This is a genomic window from Glaciecola petra, assembly GCF_031846345.1.
In the GTDB taxonomy this organism is placed as follows: domain Bacteria; phylum Pseudomonadota; class Gammaproteobacteria; order Enterobacterales; family Alteromonadaceae; genus Glaciecola; species Glaciecola petra.
Map to the genome: position 1 here is coordinate 270,721 of NZ_JAVRHX010000001.1, position 26,490 is coordinate 297,210.

The following is a 26,490-nucleotide window of genomic DNA, read 5'->3' on the forward strand; positions in this document are numbered from 1 at the left end:
TTCATAAACTAATTGTGTGGGATTTTGGCATAAAAGCAAGCCAATATTGCTTACATATCGCCATGTTGCGCCTGAAGAATGGCAAGACTTGCAGCCGCAGCTGTTTCAGTGCGAAGCACCCTAGGACCTAAATTTACCGCTTTAAAGCCTAATTCTTGAGCGGTATAAACTTCTTGTTTAGTAAACCCGCCCTCAGGACCCACCAGTAATTTAAATCCATTTTGTGGCTTCGTTAATCCCGATAGGTATGTAGAGGCTCCGGGTACTAATATGAGTTTTTGCAAATCAGTCGCCAATCCAAACCAAGTATGCAAGGGCAAAGGCTTATTTATTTTGGGTATAACATTACGATGGCATTGTTCACAGGCTGATATAACCAACTTACGCCATGATTGATGTTTCTTTTCCCATCGTGATTCAGTCAATTTAACATTACAGAGCTCCGTGATGACCGGAGTAATTTCACTTACTCCTATCTCTACAGCCTTTTGCAAAGCAATTTCCATACGTTCACCCTTAGAAATGCCTTGCGCAAGGTGCAGGTACAGAGGAGATTCTGTACTAATCCCAATTTGAGATGTGACAATGGCCTCGGCCCTTCTTTTTCCTATGACCGTTAAATCTGCGGGATACTCATTCCCATCGCCATTGAAAAGCACGATGGGTGTATTTTCTTTTAATCGTAATACATTGTTTATGTAGTGCACTAATTCAATAGGGAGCGTGACTTCTGTGTCTACACTTAAAGATGAATCAATATAAAACCGTGAAATGCGCATATATCCTCAATTAGTGCGATAATTATGCTCGACGTTGGTGAAAAAAGTACTTTTAATATGGCCCAAAAAAAGGCGGCAATCTTTATGATGCCGCCCTATAATATCAAAACTAGGAGAGGAAAAATATTAACTGTTAACGCCAAAGGTTTGACCAGTCTTTATGCTAGCCTGACGCTCAGTATGACTTGCAACACCTCTGCGTGCGTGAGGTGTATTTTTGCCTTTTGACTCGGTAAAACAGAATACCAATAATCCTGAAATGGCTAATAAAATCAATGCGCCTATCATTAATACTAAATCTAAATTCATAATGTGAGTACTCCCTTAAAAAATTACATACTTGGGTACAAAATTACTCAAGTCGTTATTGTTTTTTTAGTCTACCCCTATAGTGTTGCAAATTAGTGACACTTTTTCAAAAGATTTTTATTGTTTTTTTCAACTTTGTTGTTATGTTAGTGAAATCCCTGTGTTTGCGGGGTGTTCATAAAACAAAAAAATGAAAATTACATACAACTTTAGGCTAGTTTTTATAAATTTTGCGGTAAATTTGATGTAATTAATAAAATTAATACAAAGGAAATGTCCATGTTAGAAAATATTAGTGCCGAAAATGCTTCGGCAATTCTCAATGATTATATAATTCCATTTGGTCTGAAATTAGTCGTTGCGATTATCATTTACGTTGTTGGTAAAATTGTCGTCAACATCCTAATTGGTGTATTAGGCAAATTATTGTCTAAATCAAAATATGACCCAATGTTGGTCGATTTTTTGAAAGCCATAGCGCGTTCAGTATTGATGTTATTTGTCATTATTGCCGCGATTGGGCACCTAGGAGTTGATACAACTTCATTGGTCGCTATATTAGGTGCGGCAGGTTTAGCGATCGGTTTGTCACTTCAAGGTTCATTGTCTAACTTTGCAGCAGGTGTGATGTTATTGATTTTCCGTCCTTTCAAGGCGGGAGACTTTGTTGATGCCGGTGGTGACTCGGGTACGGTGAAGAATATCAGTATTTTTACTACCTTATTAGTGACTCCCGATAACAAAGAAATTATCGTGCCAAATGGTGCTATCTATAGCAACAATATTACCAACTATAGTGCAAAAGAAACTCGCAGAGTAGATATGGTATTTGGTATTGGCTATGGCGATGACCTTAAAAAGGCAAAAGCATTGCTTGAAGAGATTGTCTCTGCAGATGAACGCATTCTTAAAGATCCTGGTACACAAATCGCGGTTGCCGAACTCGGTGATAGCAGCGTTAATTTTGTAGTACGCCCATGGGTTAAATCAGGGGATTTCTGGGGTGTTAAGTTTGATATCACTGAAGCAGTAAAATTACGTTTTGACGCAGAAGGCATTAGTATTCCATTCCCACAAATGGATGTGCATGTTCATAAAGAGAGTTAAAACGGTTTTTTATGTCGCTTAAGCGCTCATAAACCCGGTTCTGAAAAAGCCGTTGCATTAAAAATGCAACGGCTTTTTACTAATTCTAACACTTAGGTCTTTGCGGCGATTGTTGGTAAAGTGCTTCAGCCCTTGCTAGATTGGTTTGTAATTCAGTAATGCGAGTTTCCTCAGAAGGGTGAGTTGATAAAAACTCTGGTGGCTTTTGGCCTTGACTAAGTACTGCCATATTCTGCCAAAGCTCAATCGCTGCATTTGGTTGAAAGCCGGCTTTTGCCATTAATTCAAGACCAATAATATCTGCTTCGGATTCGTCATCACGACCGTATTTTAATGTACCTAAGTTGCTTATTAGTCCAAATGCTTGCATGATGCTTGGTGTTTGCGCAACTTGATTTGCTTCAAGCGCTTGTAATGCGGCCTGTTGACTAATATTCAGAATAGTCGACTGCGACATTCGAGAGTTACCATGTCTTGCAATTACATGTGCTACTTCATGCCCAATAACTGCTGCAATTTGGTGCTGATTTTGAGCAACATCTAATAACCCGGTATAAACACCAATTTTACCACCAGGAAGGGCAAACGCATTTACTTGTGGATCGTCGAATACAACTACTTCCCAGTCCCCCGCAAATACAGATGTTGGCACTTGTTTGGCAATATGGCCAGCGATGCACTGGACTAATGTATTTTCCACGCGTTTGTTTGATACCTTAAGCTCTGACTTCATGCCAGTAAATGCTTGTTTGCCCATAGCCGCAAGCTGAGCGTCAGAATACAATAAGATTTGGGCACGCCCTGTAGGTGATGTAGCACAAGCGGAGATTGCCCCTAATGTAATTAAAATAACAACAACTTTTACCATTCTCATAATTTTATCAAACTCTAACAGATTAGTATTTTATGGTGACCAAATTAAAAACTTGAGTCTGCTTTCAAATCTTCTGCTTTATTTGTTTGCTCCCACGGGAATGACTCCCGACCAAAATGACCATAGGCCGCTGTTTCTTTATAAATTGGCCGTTCAAGGTCAAGCATTTTAATCAAGCCATAAGGCGTTAAATCGAAGTGGCGCTCAACTAAGGCCACTAAGTTTTCAGTGCTTACCTTTCCAGTACCGAAGGTTTCAATATTAATCGAAGTAGGTTCAGCCACTCCAATGGCATAAGAAATTTGAATTTCACAACGTTCAGCTAAACCAGCGGCAACGATATTTTTAGCGACATAGCGACCCGCGTAGGCTGCGCTTCTATCTACTTTTGATGGATCTTTTCCTGAGAAAGCTCCGCCGCCATGACGGGCCATGCCACCATAAGTATCGACAATTATTTTACGGCCTGTGAGACCACAATCGCCCATAGGTCCGCCTATTACAAAACGACCAGTAGGATTGATATGGTATTTGGTATTGTTACTTAGCCACTTTGCTGGCAAAACAGGTTTTATAATTTCTTCTAACACAGCCTCTCGCAGTGTTTCGGTGCTAACGCTGTCACAATGTTGCGTTGACAATACAACCGCATCTATACCAACGGGTTTATTATTCTCATATACAAAAGTGATTTGGCTTTTGGCGTCTGGTCGTAGCCAAGCAAGGGCACCTGATTTTCTTAATTCCGCTTGTTTTTGCACCAATCTGTGCGCAAACGTAATCGGGGCTGGCATAAGCACGTCGGTTTCATTACTTGCATAACCGAACATAAGACCTTGGTCACCTGCACCTTGGTTCTCAGCTTTATCGCGGTCGACACCTTGGTTTATATCTGAGGACTGCTTACCTATCGCATTTAAAACAGCACAAGACTCGCCGTCGAAGCCCATATCAGAGTGGGTGTAACCAATTTGTTTTACGGTATCACGCGTCAATTCTTCGATATCGACCCAAGCGCTTGTATTTATTTCACCTCCTACCAAAACCATACCTGTTTTAACAAATGTTTCGCAGGCAACCCGTGCTTTAGGGTCCGATGCTAATATAGCGTCTAAAACAGCATCAGAGATTTGGTCTGCTATTTTATCAGGGTGTCCTTCCGATACTGATTCTGAAGTGAAAAGTGTTGTAGTCATTTAGTATCCTATAATTTTTAAGTTGGTTTTGGTGGCCAAATTTTGCAAGATTATCGCAAAATTTCGCCTAACAAAAAGGTCCGGATTATCTGTTTTGACTATATTTACATCTAGACGTCTAAAAGTAAATTTCAGATTGATATGCTTTATGAAAAAAATACAATTTTAATTAAACTCAGCGGAAAAATTTATTTGTGAAATAAAACATAAGAAAAAGGCGATTTAATTATTGAACAAGTGTGTCTGCTGGGTAACAATAGCCGACATTAAATTAAGGCCCTTTTTGCCCAACATTCAAAACCGACCAAACACCTTAAGGAGTTTTCATGCCCTCTCGTCGCCATTTAGCCAACGCAGTTCGTGCTCTTAGTATGGATGCCGTTCAACAAGCAAAATCTGGACATCCGGGAGCGCCAATGGGAATGGCGGATATTGCACAAGTTTTGTGGTGCGATTATTTAAATCACAATCCACAAAATCCACAATGGTCTAATCGAGATAGATTTGTGTTATCAAATGGGCATGGTTCAATGCTGTTGTATTCGTTGCTGCATCTAACCGGCTATGAATTACCTATTGAAGAGTTAAAGAATTTCAGACAACTACATTCAAAAACACCAGGACACCCAGAATATGGTTATGCACCGGGCGTTGAGACAACTACCGGGCCATTAGGACAAGGTATCACTAATGCCGTTGGCATGGCTTTAGGGGAAAAAATACTAGCAGCGCAGTTCAATCAAGGCAGTTTTGATATTGTTAACCATTATACCTACGCTTTTTTAGGCGATGGTTGTTTGATGGAAGGGATATCTCACGAGGCTTGTTCGCTAGCTGGCACTTTAGGCCTAGGTAAACTGGTCGCATTTTGGGACGATAATGGCATTTCTATCGATGGAGAAGTAGAAGCTTGGTTTAGCGACGATACACCCGCGCGTTTTGAAGCCTATGGTTGGGAAGTGATTGCTGACGTAAATGGACACGACCCCTCGGAAGTATCGGCGGCTATTGCTAAAGCGCATGAAGACTCAAGTCGACCTACGTTGATTTGTTGTAAAACAACAATTGGATTTGGTTCACCAAATAAGCAAGGAACAGAGGGTTGTCATGGAGCGCCCTTAGGTGAGGATGAAATTGCACTTACACGAGAAGCTTTAGGTTGGAACCATGGACCATTTGAAGTGCCACAAGATGTTTATAAGGGGTGGAACGCCCTCCAGAAAGGACAGGCTGCTGAAGATGCATGGAATGATAAGTTTGCAGCTTATGAAAAAGAGTATCCAAAGTTAGCCGAAGAATTTAAGCGTCGTAAAGCAAATGAATTGCCGGAAAACTGGGCACAGACTTGCACGCAATATATTAACGAACTACAAAGTAATCCCGCTGCTGTTGCGACACGCAAAGCATCGCAAAATACGCTCAATGCTTATGCACCGGCTTTACCGGAATTATTAGGTGGTTCTGCAGATTTGGCTGGATCAAATTTAACCATTCATGAAACGAGCAAAGGCATTACTGCTGAAGATGCTAGCGGAAACTATATTTACTATGGTGTTCGCGAATTTGGTATGTCGGCAATGATGAATGGTTTAGCGCTATACGGCGGTTTCACGCCTTATGGTGCAACCTTCTTAATGTTTATGGAATACGCAAGAAATGCAGTGAGAATGGCATCATTAATGCGTTTACCGGCCATATTTGTATATACTCACGACTCTATTGGTTTAGGTGAAGATGGTCCCACCCATCAGCCTGTTGAGCAATTGGTTGCGTTACGAGCGACACCAAATTTAGACAATTGGCGTCCGTGTGATCAAGTTGAATCGGCAATTGCTTGGAAAGCTGCTATTGAGCGTAAAGATGGTCCAACTACTCTGATTTTCACACGCCAGGGCTTACCACAGCAAGCGCGAGATGAACAACAACTCAAAGATGCAGAGCGCGGTGGTTATATATTGGTAGATTGTAGCGGTGAGCCAGACCTTATTTTAATCGCAACGGGTTCAGAAGTGCATCTAGCCACCGAAGCCGCATCAATTTTGACAGATAAAGGTAATGCGGTGAGAGTGGTGTCAATGCCTTCTACAGATGTATTTGATAGACAATCAAGCGAATACAAAGTGTCGGTTTTGCCTACCAGTGTAAGCAAGCGTGTTGCAGTAGAAGCGTTGGCAAAGGATACGTGGTACAAGTATGTAGGGCTTAATGGAGCAGTTGTCGGCATGGACAGTTTTGGTGAATCAGCACCCGCGGGAGAGCTGTTTAAGCATTTTGGGATCACGGTAGATGCTATTGTAGAAACAGCGTCGATGTTGAGCTAAATGTCTTAAAGGATTAATTTTTGCTTCGAATAGGAATAAATGGTTTTGGTAGAATAGGGCGTAATATCGTTCGTGCGCTCTATGAAAATCACTACAATGAGCATATCAAAGTAGTGGCTATTAACGAGATTGCTGAACCTAAAGCTATAGCACATTTATTAAAATATGATACTTCTCATGGCCGCTTTAATGAAAAATTAAGTGTTGTAGGACAATGCTTAACCATCCGCCAGGATAAAATAAGTTTACTACACAAACATAATATTGAAGACATCAACTGGAGAGAGCATGACGTTGACATAGTGCTCGAATGCACTGGTGTCTATACCGAGACAGAACATGCTCACAAACATATTGCACAAGGGGCTAAAAAAGTACTTTTTTCGCACCCAAGTAGCCAAGATGTTGATGCTACTATTATCTATGGTGTCAATCATTTTGATTTGTCTGCAGAAGATCAAATAGTCTCTAATGGCTCGTGTACCACAAATTGTATTGTACCGGTGATTCAAGCTTTACATCAGCATTTTGAAGTGCAAACTGGCACAATAACAACCATTCATGCTTCCATGCATGACCAACAGGTGATTGATGCTTATCATTCGGATTTACGGCGTACTAGGGCTGCTAGTCAATCAATAATACCAGTAGATACCAAACTGGCTGCTGGGATTGAACGTATTTTGCCTGAATTTGCCGGTAAATTTGAAGCAATTGCGGTGAGAGTGCCTACAATCAATGTTACCGCAATGGATCTAAGTGTTAGCGTAAAAGCATCGGTGACAACTGAACAAGTCAACGCGGCATTAAAAGACGCTGGCAAGCATTTACCCCCCAATATTATCGATTATACCGAAGAGCCTTTAGTATCTGTTGACTTTAACCATAACCCTAACTCTTGCATAGTAGATGGAACACAAACACGAGTCAGTCATCGCACCTTGGTGAAAACTCTAGTGTGGTGTGACAACGAATGGGGTTTTGCAAACCGTATGTTAGATACCGCATTGCATATGCATACTATTGGATATTCATAAATAAAGAGGAAAGAAAATTGCCTATTCGTGCCATGTTAGATATTGATATAAGTCAAAAGCGTGTATTAATTAGACAAGACCTTAATGTCCCAATTAATGAGGGTATCATTGCATCTGACGCAAGATTAAGAGCTTCCTTACCAAGCATAAAAGCAGCGATAAAGGCAAATGCTGCGGTAATTTTAATGTCGCACTTAGGTCGTCCTAAAGAAGGTGAATATGATGTTCAGTATTCTTTAAAACCGGTAGCAGATTATTTAAGTGAACATCTTGGGCAAGCAGTTAAATTTGTTAAAGACTACCTAGATGTTGCTTTTACGCTGGAACCCGGCCAAGTCGCTCTCTTGGAAAACGTGAGGTTTAATTTAGGCGAAAAATCGAATGCTGATGAATTAGCAAAACGCTATGCAGAGCTAGCAGAAGTGTTTGTAATGGATGCATTTGGCACGGCGCACAGAGCTCAAGCAAGTACTCATGGCGTGGCCAAGTATACCGACCAAGTCTGTGCAGGCCCCTTGTTACAAGCAGAGCTCGATGCGCTTGCAAAGGCCTTAGATAAACCTGCAAGGCCCATGGTCGCCATTGTTGGTGGGTCGAAAGTCAGCACAAAACTGACTGTTCTAGAAAGCTTGTCGAGCAAGGTAGACCAACTTATTGTTGGTGGGGGCATTGCTAATACTTTTATTGCTGCGCAGGGACATAATGTTGGAAAATCACTATTTGAAAGTGATTTAATTGCACAAGCAGAACTATTAATGAATAACGCTAAGAGCAATGGTGGAAATATTCCTGTGCCATCTGATGTAGTTGTTGGCCAGCATTTCTCAAAAGATGAAACTGCCATCATAAAGTCCGTGCAAGATGTAGAAGAGTCGGATATGATTTTTGATATCGGTCCAGAATCGGCGAAAGAATTAACTGAAATACTCAAAAATGCGGGTACTATTGTTTGGAATGGTCCAGTTGGCGTTTTTGAGTTTGATCAATTTGCTGAGGGAACCAAAGCCATTGCGCAAGCAATTGCAGAGAGCTCAGCATTTTCTATTGCAGGAGGCGGTGATACCTTAGCCGCTGTCGATAAATATAAGATAGCTGATAAAGTGTCTTATATTTCGACGGGTGGTGGCGCCTTTTTGGAGTTTTTAGAAGGAAAAGAGTTGCCTGCAGTTAGCATTTTAGATAGACCCTAATATTTTGTTTTAATTTAAGGAGCATTTACATGACAAGTCCAGCACAACAAGCAATGTTGGAGAAAGTACAAACAACAGTGGGTTTTATTGCCGCGTTAGATCAAAGCGGTGGCAGTACCCCAAAAGCATTAAAATTATATGGGGTCGACGAAAGCGCTTATTCAAATGACGATGAAATGTTTGCATGTGTGCACGCAATGCGGACGCGGATTGTAACTAGTCCAGCATTTGAAGGTAAAAGAGTGTTAGGTGCTATATTATTTGAAAATACCTTAGACCGAGACATAGGCGGCAAGTCTTCTGCTCATTTTTTATGGCAAGACAAACAAATTGTTCCATTTTTAAAGGTTGATAAAGGCTTAGCTGACGAAGACAATGGTGCTCAGGTCATGAAGCCCATTCCTGACCTAGACACTTTATTAGCTAAAGCAACTGCCCAGGATGTTTTTGGTACAAAAATGCGTTCGGTAATTAAAATGGCAAACGCTAAAGGTGTTAAGGCCGTTGTTGAACAACAATTTGCAGTCGGAAAAAAAATCATAGAAGCGGGCTTAGTACCCATTATTGAGCCTGAAGTTGATATTAACAGCCCTGAAAAAGCAGCTGCAGAATCCTTACTTAAAGAAGCTATCTTAAAAGAGTTAGATGCATTGCCTGATACGCAAAATGTAATGTTAAAATTGACCTTGCCTGAGGAAGCTAATTTTTATGCTGAACTTATTGCGCATCCGCGGGTGCTTAAAGTGGTTGCATTGTCAGGTGGTTACAGCAGAGATGATGCTAATAATAAATTGCGCGAGAACAATAGTATGATCGCTAGCTTCTCTAGAGCATTAACGCAGGGTTTAAGTGCTCAACAAAGCGACAGTGATTTTGATAGCGAGTTAGATAGTACCATTCAAGCTATATATGACGCTTCTAACACCTAGGATTCGATTATAACAACGATAATTGCATGTCAATGGTAGAGAGGTAAGCGTTCTCTCTGCCAATATCTGCAAGTAATAGTGGTGATAACTCAAACCAGCTCTGGTCAAAACCAACTTTTATTTCATTTACACCAACTTTGATAGAAAACTGAGGTAGCTCAGCTTGATGCCTATTTATATTCAAAACCACTGCCAACCTTAAAATAATGAGTAGATATTTTAATTTGTCTGGCGCAATAGAGACTTCATTAAGTAAGTTGTTTGGTACAATTTTTTTGCGATGATATCTAACCAAATAAGCTATTATTTGTTGCTGTTCCTGATTAAAACCCGGTAAGTCAGTGTTCAGTAATACATAACTTGAATGTTTTTGTATAGCCCGCGAATTAATTTGAAGACCCACTTCGTGTAACAATGCTGCCCAGCCAAGTAGATGCCTATAGCTTTTATCTGAGATACCCCAGTCTAGTTTCACCCCATCTAAAATATACATACAGGTAGTTAGTATTTTATGTGCATAATTGGTATCTACGTCATATCTTGTCGCAAGACTCTGCGCAGTTTTAACCCGTATATTTTGCGTGTTATGGTTAGGCTGGAGCTCAAATAATACTCCCTCTCTTAGAGCAGAGTCACTATAAATGAGCTCTTCAATATGTAAAGACTGACAAATAGCAATTAAAATACACAAACCTGGCGCAAGAACTGATTTTCGGTCTTCACTCAAACCTATAAATGACAATAACTGTGGATTCTGTATTTGAATGCAGTTATTTAATAAATCAGTTAATTCATGAGCTTTAATAGGCGCGTCGAGAGGCCGCTTGTTCATATTATTTATAACTGCACAAGCTGCCTTTGCGGTGCCCGAACTAGCAACAACTTGTTGCCATTGAAAGCGATTTAAATTACCAGCAGCGAGTTCTAAATCTATATTAGCTGCTGTGATAGCCCGAATGGCGTTGTCTTGTGTAATCAATCCATTAGCAAAAAAACGTTGCTGATAGCTTACGCAACCCATTTGTATGCTTTTGCATATTTTTGCAATGATCCCTTCTCCGACAGCAAATTCCGTAGAGCCCCCACCAATATCGAATACCAAGCGTTGCGATGCAAAAGTGGCATTGCTCGACACTCCAACAAAGATTAAACGAGCTTCTTCATTGCCCGATATAATTTCAATCGGATATGGAAATACAAGCTTAGCTTTCTGTAGAAACTCTCTAGCATTTTTTGCGCGTCTTAATGTATGTGTTGCTACAATGCGCATACCATCGGGGGGAATGCCTTTTAACGACTCTTTCATGCTTTCGAGAGTGGCGATTCCGCGTTCAATTGCATCTTGTGATAATGTATTATCTGGCCCCAGACCTTCTGCTAATCTAACTTTACGTTTGACTCTGGTAATGACCTGAAAAGCATCTGCGACGACTCTGGCGACAACTAAATGGAAACTATTAGAGCCAATATCTAAAGCTGCATAAAGTTCAGTCTTACGCTGTTGATTATCATTAAAGACCTGATACAAATTATTCAAATTAAGGCATCTCTTTTTGTGTCAAATATTGGTGAATGGCAATTTGCGACCTAATTTTTTTGCGATTTCCTCGTTTGACATATTCATTTTTTTGCTCGGCATCAATCACGCGTGCCTTTAAGGTATCCTGAAACTGAATCTCTAATAAATCAGCGATAGTATTTTTTGCATCTTCATCATATACCGGACAACCTACTTCGATCCTGTAATCCATGTTTCGCGTCATCCAATCTGCAGAAGATATGTAGACTTTGCTATCACCGCCATTTTCAAACACCATAATACGGGGGTGTTCAAGAAATCTATCGACGATACTTATGACGTCAATATTTTCGCTTAGGCCTTTTACCCCAGGTATCAAAGAGCACATACCACGAACAATAGCCCTTATTTTGACGCCTGCTTGACCTGCTCGGTATAAATCATCAATAAGCTCATTGTCGACTAAATTATTGATTTTAATTGTTATTTTGGCGTCGCACCCCTCTGTGCTGCGTTGAATTTCTTGTCGTATGAGGGATTGAATTTTACTGCGCGCATTAATCGGTGATACTTGAAGATGATTAAAACGGTATTTACGATAGGGGTTTTGAATCATTTCAATTACTTGAATACCTTCTAATGCCATTTCTTCATTACAGGTGAACAGAGATAGGTCAGTATAAATTCGAGCGGTTTTTTCGTTAAAGTTACCCGTACCAAAATGCGAATAATGTCGTACTTTGCCTCTTTCTTCACGGGTCACTATGCAAAGTTTGCTGTGGATTTTAATACTTGGGTTTCCGAGCACTACTTTTATACCGGCATCAGTCATTCTTTTTGACCAAGCTATATTGTTTTCTTCATCAAAGCGTGCTCGCAATTCAACAACGACAGTGACTTTTTTGCCATTGTCAACAGCATCAACCAAGGAACTAATGATGCGAGACTGCGAAGCGACTCTGTATATATTCAATCGAATATGTTTAACCATTGGATCAAACGCGGCCTGGCGAACAAACTCAGTAAAATGTAAAAAGTCGTGATATGGGTAATACAGCAGAATATCTTGCTTATCGATCGCTTCAAATACAGTGTCATGTTCAGTAAACATCTTACTTTTAATACGAGGTAGTTTCGGATGCTCTAAATAAGCTCTACCAACATTAGGGAAACCAATAAAATCCTTAAAGTTACGATAATGACCGGCAGATTGAATAGTATCGGCTGACGAAATTCGAAGTCTTTTACGTAAATCCGTCACCATTTCTTCAGTCATTCCATAATCATGAATAATGCGCACAGGCTCGGCACTTAAACGCTGTTTCATTCCTTCAGACATTTTCTCAACATAGCTTTCGTCAATTTCGTCATTAATCGAATATTCTGCATCTCGCGTTATTTTGAAAGAATAGGCTTCGGCAGTTTCAAACTTAATAAATCCTTTAAATATCTCGTGTACACACAACTTTATTACATCATCGAGTAAAATAATTTCTTTTTTTGCTTTAGTTTTTTCGGCGGGCAGAACAACAAATCGGCTCATTGCACTTGTTGGAATCTCAACCACCGCATATTTTGTATTTCGACCTGGACGATACAGCGCAACATCCAAATATACAGAACTATCGTTTAAACGCTGTATCAATTGTACTTTGTTGTCGAGCAATATAGGGGCGACATGCAATAGGACATTATTTCGAAAATAGTCTTGTACCCATTCACGTTGCGCTTCGCTTAATTGTTCATGATGAAGAATATGAATATTGTACGCTTTTAGTTCTTTGGTGATTTGCTTGTGGGTTTTGTCGAATTTTTTCGATAAGGCTTTCACTTTTTGTTGGATGGTGCGCATTAATGTTAACAAGCTTTCAGCTTGCTCATTATCCTCTTCGTTTTGACTGATAGTAATGAGTCGCTTCACATCAGCAACTCTTACTCTGTAAAACTCGTCGAGATTATTGCTATAAATACCTAAAAAACGTATCCGTTCTATGAGGGGAGTCTTTTCGTCCATCGCTTCTTGCAAAACGCGTTCATTAAACGCTAACCAACTTAATTCTTTGGGAAAATAAAGCTTACTAAAATGTTGCGAATTCATGGCGTAAACCTATAAATGTAGATAAATAGTTCAGTTCAACAGTTACTGTAATGCACATGCCAAACCAAGTAATTAAAAAATGATATTCAAGACTTGATATCAACAACTAAGTCATCTGCTATTTCCTCTAATGTTTCTATTATTCTGTCGATGTTAAAGCCTTCTTCAGCAGAAATTTTGATAGATGCTGAAAACATTGGGCTACCCCAATTTGGCGCACTCTCGCAAACTGTTGATAATGACTCTATATTAATATCAAAGCCTTTTAGTGCACTTGCGATGTCGTTGACTATTCCTAAGCGATCATTGCCAGTGACTAGTAGTTTAATTATTTTATGAGTATTTGCCTTCTTTTCTGAGGCAGGTACAAGCGTAATTTGAAGGTTTGATAAGGAGTGACAATGTTGAATAAGCGCATTATGGTTTTCCCTAGGCAGCATAATTTCAACAAAACCAGCAAATTGACCACCAAGTTGGCAAAAACTACTTTCTAACCAGTTTCCTTCTGCATTCTTAACCGCTTGGGCTAGTTGCTCGACTAAACCTGATTTGTCTTTCCCAATAATTGAAAGCACCATTGCCTGCATATTCATTTTACCTTTTAGTTGATTTGTATACTTTATTAGTGTTTTATTACGACCTTATGATATTTCTTTAAATCAACGGCGTATGATCTACAACTGCAGTATACATTGATGAAACCCTGCCAATGAAAAGTCAGTCAATCTCAAAGAATAAACGACGCTATCGCATAGACTATTTTTTTAGTCGATTTGTCACTGGCTTTGGTTTTTTTGTGCTAGCCATATTTACTACCCTTATTGTACACATTCTCTTAAATGCTGCGCCACTTTTTCAATCTCCCGATCTTAGTTTCAATAGCAGTCAGTCTAAAGGCAAGGTTGAGAGTGCAGAAGATTCGTTACTCGCGCCAATAGTCTCGAAGTATAATGGTAGATGGTATGCTATTGATGTATCTGGATGTCAATTAAGGGTAAATGGATTATTTCAAAACTCGTTAAACGTAACGCCAATTAAACAATTTGCACCTAACTGCAGTAAACGCTTACTTAATTATGTCTCTGCAAATGAAATAATCATGCTTCGAGATAACAATATACTCGAAATATTTACTCTTGATAACATGTCTAACCCCAGTTTACGGCTTAATGCATCCTTTAAATTACCTTCATTTATGGGCGTTTCCTCATCATATTTGTGGGATATACAAAAAAGAAACAATAGTGTTTTTATCTTTATGCCGGGACAAAATGAAGCGGCTTACTTATGGCACGATACCAATAGCGTTTCGTCCCCCTTGTTATTTAAAGTGGGAGTCAACGAAAAAGTGTTGCCCTTAATACCACTTGCCCATGTAATAAAATGGCAGGCCTCAACGGCTACTTTGATTCCTGTTGGTGAGCAAGCTATTCAAACTATTAATTATCAACGCAATATTAATCAGTTATATGCAAGCCCTTCTGGTTTAGATTTGTATGCAATTTTGGATGATAACACTTTGGTTAAGCATACTTTGATAAACCAAAACGGTCAGTTTGTATTTAGGCCGGTTTTTAGACGTCAGCTAGCATTAGATAGCGCGTCAAACACAAAATTAATGAGCGACTTGAGTAATAACCTGTTAATTATTCTTAACAAGCAAGGCCAATTACGTTTACTAAATCCAGTCACCGGTGATGTTGAATATAGTATGCAATTAGCAAGCGAAATTATTGATTATAAACATGAAAATGGTGAGTTATTGATTCAATATCCGAGCAGGTTTAGTCATTATAATTTCCAAAATATCCAAGGTTTGGTCAATTTGGATATGCTCTTTGCAAAAAATGACTATGCTGCATATCCTGCACCAGCTTACATTTGGCAAACGTCAGCGGCATCTGAATATCAGTCACCTAAATTTAGCCTTGTTCCTTTAATTATCGGTAGTTTAAAAGCATCTATATTGGCATTGATTGTTGCTCTACCACTCGCATTAGGGGCCGCAATTTATACTGCTTATTTTGCTAAACCTAATGTACGCAATGCAATTAAACCCAGTATTGAAATGTTAGAAGCCATTCCCTCTGTCATTATCGGATTTATTGCAGCAGTTTGGCTTGCGCCTTTTGCTGAACAATACTTGATTTCGATATTTGCTGTTTTAGTGCTGTTACCAATTGTTGTTGTCTCGATAGCGGCAATCCATGGGTATCTGCAATCGCGGTTTTCGCATACGCTATTGGAAAATTGGCAACTACCACTAAATGCACTATTAATGCTGCTGGCAGTTGTCTTTATATTTTTACTTAGTTTATTAATTACTGATTGGTCAAATATTAATGAAAGTAGTGAGATTGTCCAAAACATATCTGATCTTACCCTATCAAAAACCGCCATTGTAGTGTCTCTCGCATTAGGAGTAGCGATAGCGCCAACAATTTACACCTTAATCGATGATGCATTATATGAGGTACCAGAAGGTGTTAAACAAGCTTCATTTGCCTTGGGTGCTACTCCTATTCAAACCTTAAATAAAGTCGTTTTGGTCGTCGCGCTTCCAAGTATCATATCAGCCATCATGTTGGGCTTTGGACGTGCTTTTGGAGAGACAATGATTGTGCTAATGGTAACGGGTAACACGCCCATTGCTGATTGGGACTTGCTTTCAGGTCTTCGAACGCTGACATCTAATTTAGCCATCGAATTACAAGAAGCGCAAGTTGATAGCACGCTATACCATGTATTGTTTTTAACAGCAGCAATATTGTTTGTTTTTACGTTTTGTGTAAACACCATTGCTTCCATGTTAAAGCGTCGCGTATATAAGGATGAATAAGTGCTGTTAAGTAACAATTTGCGAGCTTATAAAGAACAGCTTAAGCAATCTTTAGTAGAAGTATTAGTGATGTTGTCTTGCGCAATTTTGTTAGTAAGTTTAGGCGCAATGTTTTTGTTTGTCGGCGGCCAAGGCGTGCGATATTTTTTACCCATGTCAATTTATCAGGTTAGCACTTATAACCCCAACCTTCCTCCAATTGTGGAATATCGTTTAAGCCATCAATCCGCTGAGAGATTAGCCGAGAGTATAGAACAGAAGATTAGTATTCAGTATGGAGACAGGTCTCAACAAAAGCCACAATTTATAGTCTCCGAAGCTAGTCATTTATATTTATTAGAAACCCGCAATGGTAAGGCATATGTAGGGGAGTTTGTAAAACTTGTTAGCGATGAAGAAAGCTTATTGGATCTGACTGAGTTGGTCAATGTGCAGTCTTTAGTGCAGACCCTAGAAGTCAATTTAAAAGATATCCAAAGTCAGAAATTACAGGCTCTGCATCGTGAAATAGAAAGTCTCACGCGAAAACAGGTTGATAAAACAACGCCAGTTTTCAAACGCAAGTTAGCTGAATTTGAACGCTGGCAAAGCTATGCTAATGATATTAACGATCAAATTCAGAGTCATAGAATTCACTTAGAATTGGCAAATAATGAACAACTGAGTATTGCTGTGAGTGACATCCAATCACTATACCAGCCAAATCAGCTTACTTGGATAGAAAGTACTGTCTTCATGTTTAAAAAACTTGCTACCTTTCTGAGCGATTCACCTAAACAAGGCGCGACAACAGGCGGTGTTTTCCCGGCAATTTTTGGTACTTTATTGATGGTAATTATTATGGCGGTGTTGGTGACGCCATTTGGTGCAGTTGCCGCTATTTATTTAAATGAATATGCGCCCAAAAATCGCATCACAAGTATGATCAGAATCAGCGTAAGTAATATGGCTGCTGTACCATCGGTTGTCTACGGTGTATTCGGGTTAGGTTTTTTTGTATATGGTTTGGGTGGCTCTTTAGATTCATTGCTATATAGCGATCGTTTACCTTCACCTACTTTTGGCGCGCCTGGCTTACTATGGGCATCTCTTACTATGGGAATACTTACCTTGCCGGTTGTCATTGTATCAACAGAAGAGGGCTTAAGGCGTGTGCCTAAAAATCAACGGGCGGGTGCATTAGCGCTAGGAGCAACTAAATATGAAACAATTAAAAGCGTCGTCTTGCCTATGGCAAGCCCAGGTATTTTGACGGGTGTAATCCTGGCAATCGCAAGAGCTGCTGGGGAGGTCGCTCCTTTGATTTTGGTCGGAGCGGTTAAATTTGCTCCAACTTTACCAATTGATGGTGAATTCCCGTTCATGCACTTAGAAAGACAGTTCATGCATTTAGGCGTATTTATATATGACGGTGCATTTCATAATCAAACCGAATCACAGGTTTCATCTTTGATGTTTGCCAGTTGTATGTTGTTACTGTTTATTGTTTTATTGTTGAATATTTCAGCTATTATATTGCGAAATAGCTTACGTAAAAAATATGAACGTTTGTAGGAGGACTTATGTTTAAATTATTCGAACGAAACGTACTTTCTGTTGAAGAATTTTCGAGTGCTCAAACTAGCATCAAAGTTAAAAATTTACATGTGTCGTTAAATAATAATAAAGTCCTAAATAACATTAGCATACGAATTCCTAAGAATAAGATTACGGCACTTATAGGACAAAGTGGATGTGGTAAAACTACGTTGCTGAATAGTTTTAATCGAATGAATGAATTTATTTTGTCGCATGAAGTGAGTGGCGAAGTATGGATAGACGGTCGAAATATTTATGATAAGAGAGAACGAGTTTCATTTCTGAGAAGTCAAATTGGGATGGTTTTTCAACGTCCCAACCCTTTTCCTATGAGTATTTATGATAACGTTAGTTTTGGCTTGAAAATTCAAGGTATAAAAAATCGAAGAAAGTTAGATGAAAGTGTGGAAAAAGCGCTAAAAAAATCTGCCCTTTGGGATGAAGTACGCGACCGACTTTTTGATTCAGCACTTACTTTGTCGGGTGGTCAACAACAGCGCTTAATGATTGCGCGAGCCCTGGCACTGGAACCAAAAATACTATTGCTAGATGAACCAACATCTGCTTTGGATCCCTTAACCACGCTTTACATTGAAGAGTTAATGGTCGAATTAAAAAAATATTGCACAATAATAATTGTGACACACAATATGCAACAAGCGGCGAGAGTATCTGACTATGCTGCTTTTATTCATAGAGGCGAGTTAGTCGAGTATTCAGATAGTGACTCTATTTTCACTATGCCGAATAAACAACAAACAGAAGACTACATTACTGGCCGCTATGGTTAAGTGTAGAGTTTAGAATAATTAACTCACGCTATAAATAGGAAAATCCATGCGTCGACAAATTCAGATTAATACTCATATTTCAGCCAAATACAATCAAGAGCTTGAAAGTTTAAAGCATTCGGTGCTGACTATGGGGGGGGTTATTGAACAGCAGTTGATCAATACACTAACTGCATTGAAAGAAAATGCACCCAGCTTAGCTGAACGAGTTGCTTTAAATGACAATCGTGTTGATTCTATGGAAGCACAAGTTGAGCAAGAATGCATGCGTGTTATTGCAAAAAGAAACCCCACCGCTGGAGATCTACGCCTAGTAATGACCATATCAAAAACGGCGACTGACTTAGAACGGATTGGTGATGAAATTGAAAGAGTAGCGAAATTAGTTACGAAGAACAAGATCCCAGATTCTGAGCTTGTGATGTCAGGTATTTTAGAGATAGGCAATCGCATCGTATCTATGATGAGAGCCAGTTTCGACGCTTTCGCAAGACAAGATGATAAGGCTGCTATTTTAGCCTATCAACAAGATAATGAAATTGATCGTTTATACAAAAAAGTATTAGAACATACTGCTCAAGAAATTCAGTCCGCACCTGCAGATATTTATCTTTGGATGGAAGTGTTGTGGGCGGTCAGAGCCTTTGAAAGAATGGGTGACCGATGCAAGAACATGTGTGAGTATGTTATCTACCTTACATATGGTCGAGACCTAAATAGTGCGTCTATGAAAAAGACTGTCAAAAAATTACTTAAATGAAAATTTGCTTCAAACCTAGCATATAGTATAAAAAAGCTACGAAAAAACACGGTTTCTAGTGATTAGTGTTGCGGTTTATATATTTAGGCTTTATATTCGCGTTAATATTCCGCAATTATCCAAAAATCAGTACATGGATCTAATACAAAGTTATGGCCTAATATTGGTGGTGCTAGCCGCCGTTGTAGGTTTTGTAATGGCTTGGGGCATAGGCGCAAACGATGTCGCTAATGCCATGGGAACATCAGTTGGTGCTAAAGCAATCACTTTAAAACAAGCTATCCTCATTGCCATGGTTTTTGAGTTTGCTGGCGCTTATTTAGCCGGTGGTGAAGTCACATCGACAATTCGCAAAGGCATTATTGACGCTGGTTATTTCACCGACATACCCGAGTTATTGGTACTTGGGATGATATCCTCTTTGTTTGCTGCGGGCTTATGGCTAGTCATTGCTTCTTACAAGGGATGGCCGGTATCAACAACTCATTCAATTATTGGGGCGATTGTTGGGTTTACGGCGGTTGGCGTGAGTTCGCAGGCGGTGGAATGGATTAAAATTGGGGGCATAGTAGGGAGTTGGGTGGTGACCCCTGCAATATCAGGTTTGATAGCTGTTGGCATATTCTTAAGTGCTAAAAAATTAATTTTGGACAGAGAACATCCGTTACTTGCCGCAGTAAAATATATTCCTATATATATGGGCTTAGCGGGTTTCATTATGGCCTTGGTCACGATTAAGAAAGGATTGAAACATGTCGGACTGGGTTTACCTTTTGAGCAAGGGATATTGCTAGCCTTGGCGATAGGGGTTGTGACAGCATTAATAGGCGTTTTTTTTGTTCGCAAACTAAGCCGCAAAATGTTGCACTCACCTGAAGCAGAAAAGATGATTAGTATCGAGCAACAAAATATCAGTGTAGAACGTGTATTTGCTGTGCTTATGGTGCTAACGGCATGTTGCATGGCATTTGCTCATGGCTCAAATGATGTAGCGAATGCTATAGGTCCATTAGCAGCGGTAGTTAGTGTTGTTTCGAACAATGGTCAAATATTAGATAATTCACCGCTTGCATGGTGGATTCTTCCATTAGGTGGCTTTGGTATTGTGATGGGTTTGGCGCTATTTGGCCATAGGGTTATGAAGACAATTGGCCAAGGAATAACACATTTGACCCCAAGCCGAGGATTCGCGGCTGAATTAGCCGCGGCAACAACCGTATTAATTGCCTCAGGCACAGGCTTACCTATTTCAACTACACAAACCTTGGTTGGCGCAGTATTAGGTGTTGGTCTCGCACAAGGTTTGGCGGCACTGAATGCTAAAACAATTAAGACAATAATAACATCATGGGTGATTACTTTACCTGCGGGTGCTTTTTTCTCAATCATAATTTTTTATATACTTAAACTGATTTTTGGCGTTTAATCTGCTTAGCCCTATATTGATAAGAAGTCATGTTTAGGGCTTAATAATTTTATATTGTGTGTTGTTAGAGACACTCTAGGGTGGATTGAAACTTGATTATAAAAAACAAACGAGCTAAACAGTGCGCTTACCAAATTTAAAACACTTATACTATTTTACAGTATTGCATAAAGAGCAGCACTTTTTGCGCGCTGCCGAAAAATGCAATGTCAGCCAGTCTACGCTTAGTGCTGCAATACAAAATTTAGAAGAAACGATTGGCCAGCAGTTGTTGGAACGTGAGCATAAAACCTTTGTTTTTACGGATTTTGGTGAAACTCTAGTCGAGCGAAGTAAATTATTATTATCACAAACCCAAGAGTGGATGACCTTTGCTCAGTCGTCTGGTGATTGGCAGTCGGGTGTTCTCAAGCTCGGCGTTATTCCTACAATCGCACCTTTTATTTTTGAGTCGCTTATTAAAGTTGTGAAGGAGAATTTGCCTAAAATAGAATTAAAACTCATTGAAGATACTACTGACAATTTAATGGAAAAATTGATGGATGGTGATCTAGATTTATTAATATTAGCACTACCCATGACAACTTCTGGCTGTAAACAACTCTTATTGGGCAGAGACCCTTTCCATTTAATTGCTCATAAAGAAAAAGCAAAACTGTTGCCAGAAAATGTAAATATAGACGCCTTGCCTGAAAACAGTATATTTTTATTGCAGAAAGAACATTGTTTAACCGAACATGCAGTCAGTGCATGTGGGTTGGCACATAAAGCACAAGTCAGTACCTTGGCCGCTAGCAGCTTACATACATTAGTATCTTTGGTGAATAGCCAGATGGGCTATACATTTTTACCGTCACTTGCATTGAATAAAGGTATTCTAGAAGGTAGTGAAGTAATAGCCCTTCCTTCTAATGACAATGCTTCAAGGGAAATTGGATTGGTTTGGCGAAATGGCACGACTCGAATGCAACTGTTCAGGCAAATTGCAAAATTAGTTGCGCCTCTGACACCCGAGCCGAATCAATTTTAACGAATTGAATGAAAAACAACATAACAAAATTCGACGAAGCATTTTTAACGTTTTTTTTTGAAAATGCTACAACAATGGTATTTGTTACAGCCAACGTGACTGGCGAACCTATTGACCTAGTTAGCCCCAACACTGTCCGGATTCTAGGTTACGAAAGTGAACAACTGATAGAAACAAAAGTATTGTATGGCGACCTGATCCACGATGACGATAAAGCTAACTATTTAGTTGAGAGTCAGCAAGGGCATTACACTGGGGCATCCGAGCAATTTGTGCATTCTGAATATCGCTTATTACATGCTAATAAACAATATATTTGGGTGAAAGACACGGTACAGTTGGTTAAACGCGACGGTAAAATCTATCAATTAATCCATAACCTCACCGATATCAGCCATGAAGTGCTTAAGACACAAGAAATACAAGCACAAAAAGACCGTTTAGTTAGCCTATTACACACTTCTGGCTTTGGCTTGTGGGAGTGGGATACTGACAAAGATTTTATGATTTGTGACACGAATTGGTCACATTTATTGGGGTTTGTTGATCCGGTTATAAATTTGAAAATTAGCCGTTTGATGGCCTTAATTCATCCTGACGAACTGACTGCTTTTAGAAGCCTACTGGAAAGTCTAAAGGCGAATGAGAGAACGAAAGGGCAGATTACTATCCGCATGCGTCATTTATCAGGCAATTGGCGCTACCATTTATGCAACGCTACTTTGCGCCAAAGTCAGAATAAAGATAACTTTTTGGTGACCATGTCACACAACGACATAACGGACCAAAAAGAAAATGAATTAGCGGCGATTGCGGCATTGTCTACACGAAATCAGTTTTTTGCGAGAGTCTCGCACGAAATTAGAACACCATTGCATGGCATGTTAGGCATGTTAAGCCAAGTAAAAAAGGATGTTGTAACAGAGGAAGTAGCAAGCAAAATTGATAAAATCATATCGATTTCTGAGCAACTTTTGTATTTGTTAAACGATATTCTTGATTTAGCCAAGCTTAACGAGGCTAAACTACAGGTTTCTCTGGAGTTGACTTCAATTACGGAAGTAATGAAACAAGCCGAACGTTTGTTTTCATTCAAAGCAAAAGAAAAATCGATCGAGCTAAGGTCAAGTTTTCCCTCATTGCGCAGTGACATGGTGATGACCGACAAAGTTAGAATTACACAGGTACTGAGTAATTTGGTCTCCAACGCTATAAAATATACACACAGTGGGCAAGTGCATGTCTTTACGAAAATGGATCAAGAAAATATCTTGTTGTGTGTTGAAGATACCGGTATTGGTATAAAAAATACGGCTGATATATTTGACCCATATAAACAGGAAGATGCTGGGCATGCACAAGGCAATAATAGTACTGGTTTAGGCCTAGACATTGTGCGTAAACTTTGTGATTTATTGGGAGTTGAACTTAGATTGTTTTCTAGCGGGGCAGGGACATTATTTGAGTTAGTACTCGGTAAGCCAATGCCTAACAGTTTAGCGGTTAGTCAATCGCAAAGTATAGAATCAAGTGACGATATCGATTTTAAAGATTTAAGCGTATTGGTGGTTGATGACAGTGACATAAATAGAGAAATTGTGATTGAAATGTTGGCAGGACACGGCATAACATGTTCAGAGGCTTTAGATGGTTATCAAGCCGTTAAAATGACTAATAACGACAATGTATTTGACGTAGTACTGATGGACAAACATATGCCTAATATGAATGGCTTAGATGCAACTTATCAAATCAGAGAAAATATGAGTTTGAAAAAACAACCCGTAATTATTGGCTTAACAGCCGATACCTTTGATAGTGATAATGACACTTGGTTTGAAAACGGTCTAAATGAATTAGTCACTAAGCCTTTTAATCTTTCGATTTTGATTAAGACAATTAAACGATGCTTAAATAAGCGTAGCAGAGGGCAATAACCCAGTCATGAGAATATCTGAAGAAATGCTCAACTTGCACAAGCACGCAAGTTGGCAGCAAGAATTTGGTTTGGATGAGCACCAGTTACATGCGCTGTTTATGTATCCGACTCGAGACTTAATCGAAGTATTCAAAGCTCACGGTGCATTTATTAGTATGTTTACTAATCGACAAACGAGCGATTTTTATGTTGGTGAAGAAGTCAATTTACCCAGCTCATTTAATATGTTGCAAGCCACGATGGTCGAAACTCAGGATTATTCGCTTATTAGCGATGCTAATAATAATCCAGACTTGAAGGGCTTAATTAACTTTTCTGCGCATCTAACCATTGGCTACTGTCTCGTTATTAATATTAATGACGCTGAAAATCGCATTTGTGGTTATTGTGCGTTTTACGGTGAGCAATTTCCTGAAAACATAAGTGCGTTACCCAATATTGTTAGTTTATATACACAAAGTATTGTCGATAAGTTGTTACTTGAAAAGCATAAACGGCTTACCAGAGAGCAGCAAGAACTCCAAGCGCTTATTGTAGACACTAACATCCACCCTATATTTGCTAAGGATATAGATTCTAAGATTGTTTTTACGAATGATGCTTTTGCTTCGATGTATCCAAAAAATATGCAAGATAAGATAATCGGGTATACGACTGTTGAAGAATATGATGTTCAACAGAGAGAGTTGTTTTTAGCTGATGACAGAGAAGCGTTCGAAAAAGGCAGTAAGTCGGTGGTCGAAAAAATTGATTTTCCAAATGGCAATACACATGTCTTGGAAACCACAAAGCGCCATTTCAAAACAAGAGCTGGGAAAGATTATATTTTAGGCGTCTCTTATGATTTGACTAAACAACATGAGCTGATTGAGACCTTAAGAAAGAAAAATCAAGATATGGATGAAATTGCTAATATGCTAGCAAGCGACGTCAGAGCCCCGGCCAATGCCATGGTGAAATTAATATCATGGCTGCAAGATGATATTGCGCAAGCTAGCGCAATTAATAACAATATCGAAGATATCAACGACAATATAGAACAACTTAAAAGTAATGCTAATCGTGTCAGTAAACTGCTAACAACGATGCATGAATATTGCTTTGCAGGCAGAGATAGACTAGCAAACTCCAGTATTTCACTGACCACAATGGTGTCGGATATCCTTTCTCGACTTAACACCCAAGCTAAGATTGAAACAAGAGTTGATGAGGCTACTTTATCACTCCCCCGTTCGCCATTCTATGCGGTTATGTCAACAATAATCATCAATGCAAATGAACATTCTCAAACTGAAAATTTGCTCCTAGTTATAGACGTAAAAAAAGAAAAGTATCATTACAAGATTACCGTTAGTAACAGCGGGGCATGCATAGAAGAGGCAGACGCAGAACGCATATTTACTCTTTTTGAAGCAGGCCTTGTCAAATCAGACGATGCAGTAAAGGGAGCAGGGTTGGCAATTGCGAGGAAAATTGTTGAAGCTTACTCGGGGAAAATCTATGTTGATAAAAACTATAAAAATGGTGCTAGCTTCGTTATTGAATGGCCGCAAGCGGGCTAAAATTGACCGTAGCAATACATGACAATTTACGGTACCTTAACCCTCTACCGCGTTAGCGCCATTAATGATTAAAGAGGTAAGGTATGCATAAAGTTGTATTAAGTGGTTCTGGGTTATGGAAGCCGGAGCACAGTATCAGTAACGTTGAATTAATTGATGCCTACAATGCATATGCAGATAAATATAATGCCGAAAATGAAACCTTAATTGCGTCGGGTGAAGTGGAAGCTAAACCGAAGTCCAGTGCGGAATTTGTTGAAAAGGCATCCGGGATTAAAAGTCGCTATATTTATACCAAAGAAGGTGTGTTAGATATTAACAGGATGCGTCCTGTGTTGGCCGAACGCTCAGACGATGAATTGTCTCATCAGGCTGAAATAGCCATTGCAGCGGCTAAAAAAGCGATGGATTCAGCAAATAAGCAAGCATCAGATATTGATGCCGTTATTGTATCTTGTGCTTATACCCAGAGGTCGTACCCAGCAATTGCAATTGAAGTACAAGGAGCTTTAGGGATTGAGGGTTTTGGCTTTGACATGTTAGTGGCTTGTTCGGCAGCAACATTTGGCATGCATAGAGCTTATGAAATGATTGCTTCTGGTTCTGCAAAAGCGGTCCTGATTATTAACCCGGAGCTAGTGTCTCCACAAATAAACTATACCGATCGCGACAGTCATTTTATTTTTGGCGATGTGGCAACGGCCACTATATTAGAATCTGCAGAAACAGTGAATGCTGAAAATACATTCGATGTACTAAGCACCAAAGCAGTAACCAAATACTCCAACACTATTCGTTCTAATTTTGGTTACATTACACATGCAACTGATGCAGACCCATATGGCGCCGACAAATTATTTCATCAAGAAGGACGTAAGGTATTTAAAGAGGTTTGCCCCATGGCAGCCCAACACATCACTGAGCATTTAGAAAAGCACGAGCTGTCGCCATTGGATTTAAGGCGTTGGTGGTTGCATCAGGCTAATATCAATATGAATACCTTGATTAGTAAACGCCTGCTTGGACGAGAGGCGACGATAGACGAAGCGCCTGTTGTCTTGGATGAATATGCAAATACCGCATCGGCTGGTTCCGTGATAGCGTTTCACTTGTATCATGAAGATTTGAAACAGGGTGATTATGGCATTCTTTGCTCATTTGGTGCAGGGTATTCTATTGGTAGCTTGTTAGTCCAAAAAAGGTAAA

Annotated in this window: 21 protein-coding genes; 14 read left to right on the plus strand and 7 right to left on the minus strand. The window is 39.5% G+C overall.

Features of this window, described 5'->3' with window-relative positions; all coding sequences use genetic code 11:
• Positions 1-50: 50 nt before the first annotated feature.
• Positions 51-779 carry a 16S rRNA (uracil(1498)-N(3))-methyltransferase gene (locus RM552_RS01225; RefSeq protein WP_311366975.1) on the minus strand — a complete coding sequence of 243 codons (729 nt, stop codon included), beginning with the start codon at positions 777-779 and terminating at the stop codon, positions 51-53.
• 126 nt (positions 780-905) lie between these two features.
• A complete protein-coding gene (locus RM552_RS01230; RefSeq protein ID WP_311366976.1) occupies positions 906-1,088 on the minus strand; it encodes a hypothetical protein in 183 nt (60 codons plus the stop codon).
• Positions 1,089-1,367: 279 nt separating this feature from the next.
• On the opposite strand from RM552_RS01230, the gene RM552_RS01235 reads away from it, so the two are divergent.
• On the plus strand, positions 1,368-2,195 hold the full coding sequence (locus tag RM552_RS01235) for a mechanosensitive ion channel family protein (RefSeq protein ID WP_311366977.1): 828 nt from the start codon (positions 1,368-1,370) through the stop codon (positions 2,193-2,195).
• Between the two features lie 85 nt (positions 2,196-2,280).
• On the opposite strand, the gene RM552_RS01240 is transcribed toward RM552_RS01235, so the two are convergent.
• Both RM552_RS01240 and metK read right to left on the minus strand, forming a co-directional pair.
• On the minus strand, positions 2,281-3,069 hold the full coding sequence (locus RM552_RS01240; protein WP_311366978.1) for a M48 family metallopeptidase: 789 nt from the start codon (positions 3,067-3,069) through the stop codon (positions 2,281-2,283).
• Positions 3,070-3,113: 44 nt separating this feature from the next.
• Positions 3,114-4,265 (minus strand): methionine adenosyltransferase, encoded by a 1,152-nt coding sequence (gene metK, locus RM552_RS01245; RefSeq protein ID WP_311366979.1) that lies wholly within the window; start codon positions 4,263-4,265, stop codon positions 3,114-3,116.
• A 326-nt stretch (positions 4,266-4,591) separates the two neighbouring features.
• Between metK and tkt the strand changes: the two genes are divergently transcribed.
• From tkt to RM552_RS01265, 4 genes are read left to right on the plus strand one after another with little or no spacing between them, the layout of a single operon-like run.
• Positions 4,592-6,586, plus strand: coding sequence for a transketolase (gene tkt, locus RM552_RS01250; RefSeq protein WP_311366980.1), 1,995 nt, complete (start codon positions 4,592-4,594; stop codon positions 6,584-6,586).
• A gap of 20 nt (positions 6,587-6,606) precedes the next feature.
• Positions 6,607-7,623, plus strand: coding sequence for an erythrose-4-phosphate dehydrogenase (gene epd / locus RM552_RS01255; RefSeq protein WP_311366981.1), 1,017 nt, complete (start codon positions 6,607-6,609; stop codon positions 7,621-7,623).
• Between the two features lie 17 nt (positions 7,624-7,640).
• On the plus strand, positions 7,641-8,813 hold the full coding sequence (locus tag RM552_RS01260; protein ID WP_432277169.1) for a phosphoglycerate kinase: 1,173 nt from the start codon (positions 7,641-7,643) through the stop codon (positions 8,811-8,813).
• Positions 8,814-8,842: 29 nt separating this feature from the next.
• Positions 8,843-9,742 (plus strand): fructose bisphosphate aldolase, encoded by a 900-nt coding sequence (locus RM552_RS01265; RefSeq protein ID WP_311366982.1) that lies wholly within the window; start codon positions 8,843-8,845, stop codon positions 9,740-9,742.
• 7 nt (positions 9,743-9,749) lie between these two features.
• On the opposite strand, the gene RM552_RS01270 is transcribed toward RM552_RS01265, so the two are convergent.
• The 3 genes from RM552_RS01270 to RM552_RS01280 form a co-directional block, all read right to left on the minus strand.
• Positions 9,750-11,279: a Ppx/GppA phosphatase family protein gene (locus RM552_RS01270; RefSeq protein WP_311366983.1), complete on the minus strand. Its 1,530-nt coding sequence runs from the start codon at positions 11,277-11,279 to the stop codon at positions 9,750-9,752.
• A gap of 1 nt (position 11,280) precedes the next feature.
• Positions 11,281-13,359 carry a polyphosphate kinase 1 gene (ppk1, locus tag RM552_RS01275; protein ID WP_311366984.1) on the minus strand — a complete coding sequence of 693 codons (2,079 nt, stop codon included), beginning with the start codon at positions 13,357-13,359 and terminating at the stop codon, positions 11,281-11,283.
• Between the two features lie 86 nt (positions 13,360-13,445).
• Complete coding sequence (locus RM552_RS01280; protein WP_311366985.1) at positions 13,446-13,952, minus strand: glycine cleavage system transcriptional repressor; 507 nt, start codon at positions 13,950-13,952, stop codon at positions 13,446-13,448.
• Positions 13,953-14,068: 116 nt separating this feature from the next.
• On the opposite strand from RM552_RS01280, the gene RM552_RS01285 reads away from it, so the two are divergent.
• The 9 genes from RM552_RS01285 (at position 14,069) to RM552_RS01325 (ending at position 26,489) form a co-directional block, all read left to right on the plus strand.
• A complete protein-coding gene (locus RM552_RS01285; RefSeq protein WP_311366986.1) occupies positions 14,069-16,198 on the plus strand; it encodes an ABC transporter permease subunit in 2,130 nt (709 codons plus the stop codon).
• Positions 16,199-17,752 carry a phosphate ABC transporter permease PstA gene (gene pstA, locus RM552_RS01290; RefSeq protein WP_311366987.1) on the plus strand — a complete coding sequence of 518 codons (1,554 nt, stop codon included), beginning with the start codon at positions 16,199-16,201 and terminating at the stop codon, positions 17,750-17,752.
• 8 nt (positions 17,753-17,760) lie between these two features.
• Complete coding sequence (gene pstB / locus RM552_RS01295; protein WP_311366988.1) at positions 17,761-18,567, plus strand: phosphate ABC transporter ATP-binding protein PstB; 807 nt, start codon at positions 17,761-17,763, stop codon at positions 18,565-18,567.
• A 46-nt stretch (positions 18,568-18,613) separates the two neighbouring features.
• Entirely contained in the window at positions 18,614-19,327 is a 714-nt protein-coding gene (gene phoU, locus RM552_RS01300; protein WP_311366989.1) for a phosphate signaling complex protein PhoU, read from the plus strand.
• 133 nt (positions 19,328-19,460) lie between these two features.
• Entirely contained in the window at positions 19,461-20,753 is a 1,293-nt protein-coding gene (locus RM552_RS01305; protein ID WP_311366990.1) for an inorganic phosphate transporter, read from the plus strand.
• 121 nt (positions 20,754-20,874) lie between these two features.
• Positions 20,875-21,783: a hydrogen peroxide-inducible genes activator gene (locus tag RM552_RS01310; RefSeq protein WP_311366991.1), complete on the plus strand. Its 909-nt coding sequence runs from the start codon at positions 20,875-20,877 to the stop codon at positions 21,781-21,783.
• An 8-nt stretch (positions 21,784-21,791) separates the two neighbouring features.
• The gene (locus tag RM552_RS01315) at positions 21,792-23,720 is read left to right on the plus strand and encodes a PAS domain-containing hybrid sensor histidine kinase/response regulator (protein ID WP_311366992.1); all 1,929 of its coding nucleotides are present in this window, start codon (positions 21,792-21,794) and stop codon (positions 23,718-23,720) included.
• A gap of 7 nt (positions 23,721-23,727) precedes the next feature.
• Positions 23,728-25,284 carry an ATP-binding protein gene (locus tag RM552_RS01320; RefSeq protein ID WP_311366993.1) on the plus strand — a complete coding sequence of 519 codons (1,557 nt, stop codon included), beginning with the start codon at positions 23,728-23,730 and terminating at the stop codon, positions 25,282-25,284.
• 83 nt (positions 25,285-25,367) lie between these two features.
• Positions 25,368-26,489 (plus strand): beta-ketoacyl-ACP synthase III, encoded by a 1,122-nt coding sequence (locus RM552_RS01325; RefSeq protein ID WP_311366994.1) that lies wholly within the window; start codon positions 25,368-25,370, stop codon positions 26,487-26,489.
• Position 26,490: the final 1 nt, after the last annotated feature.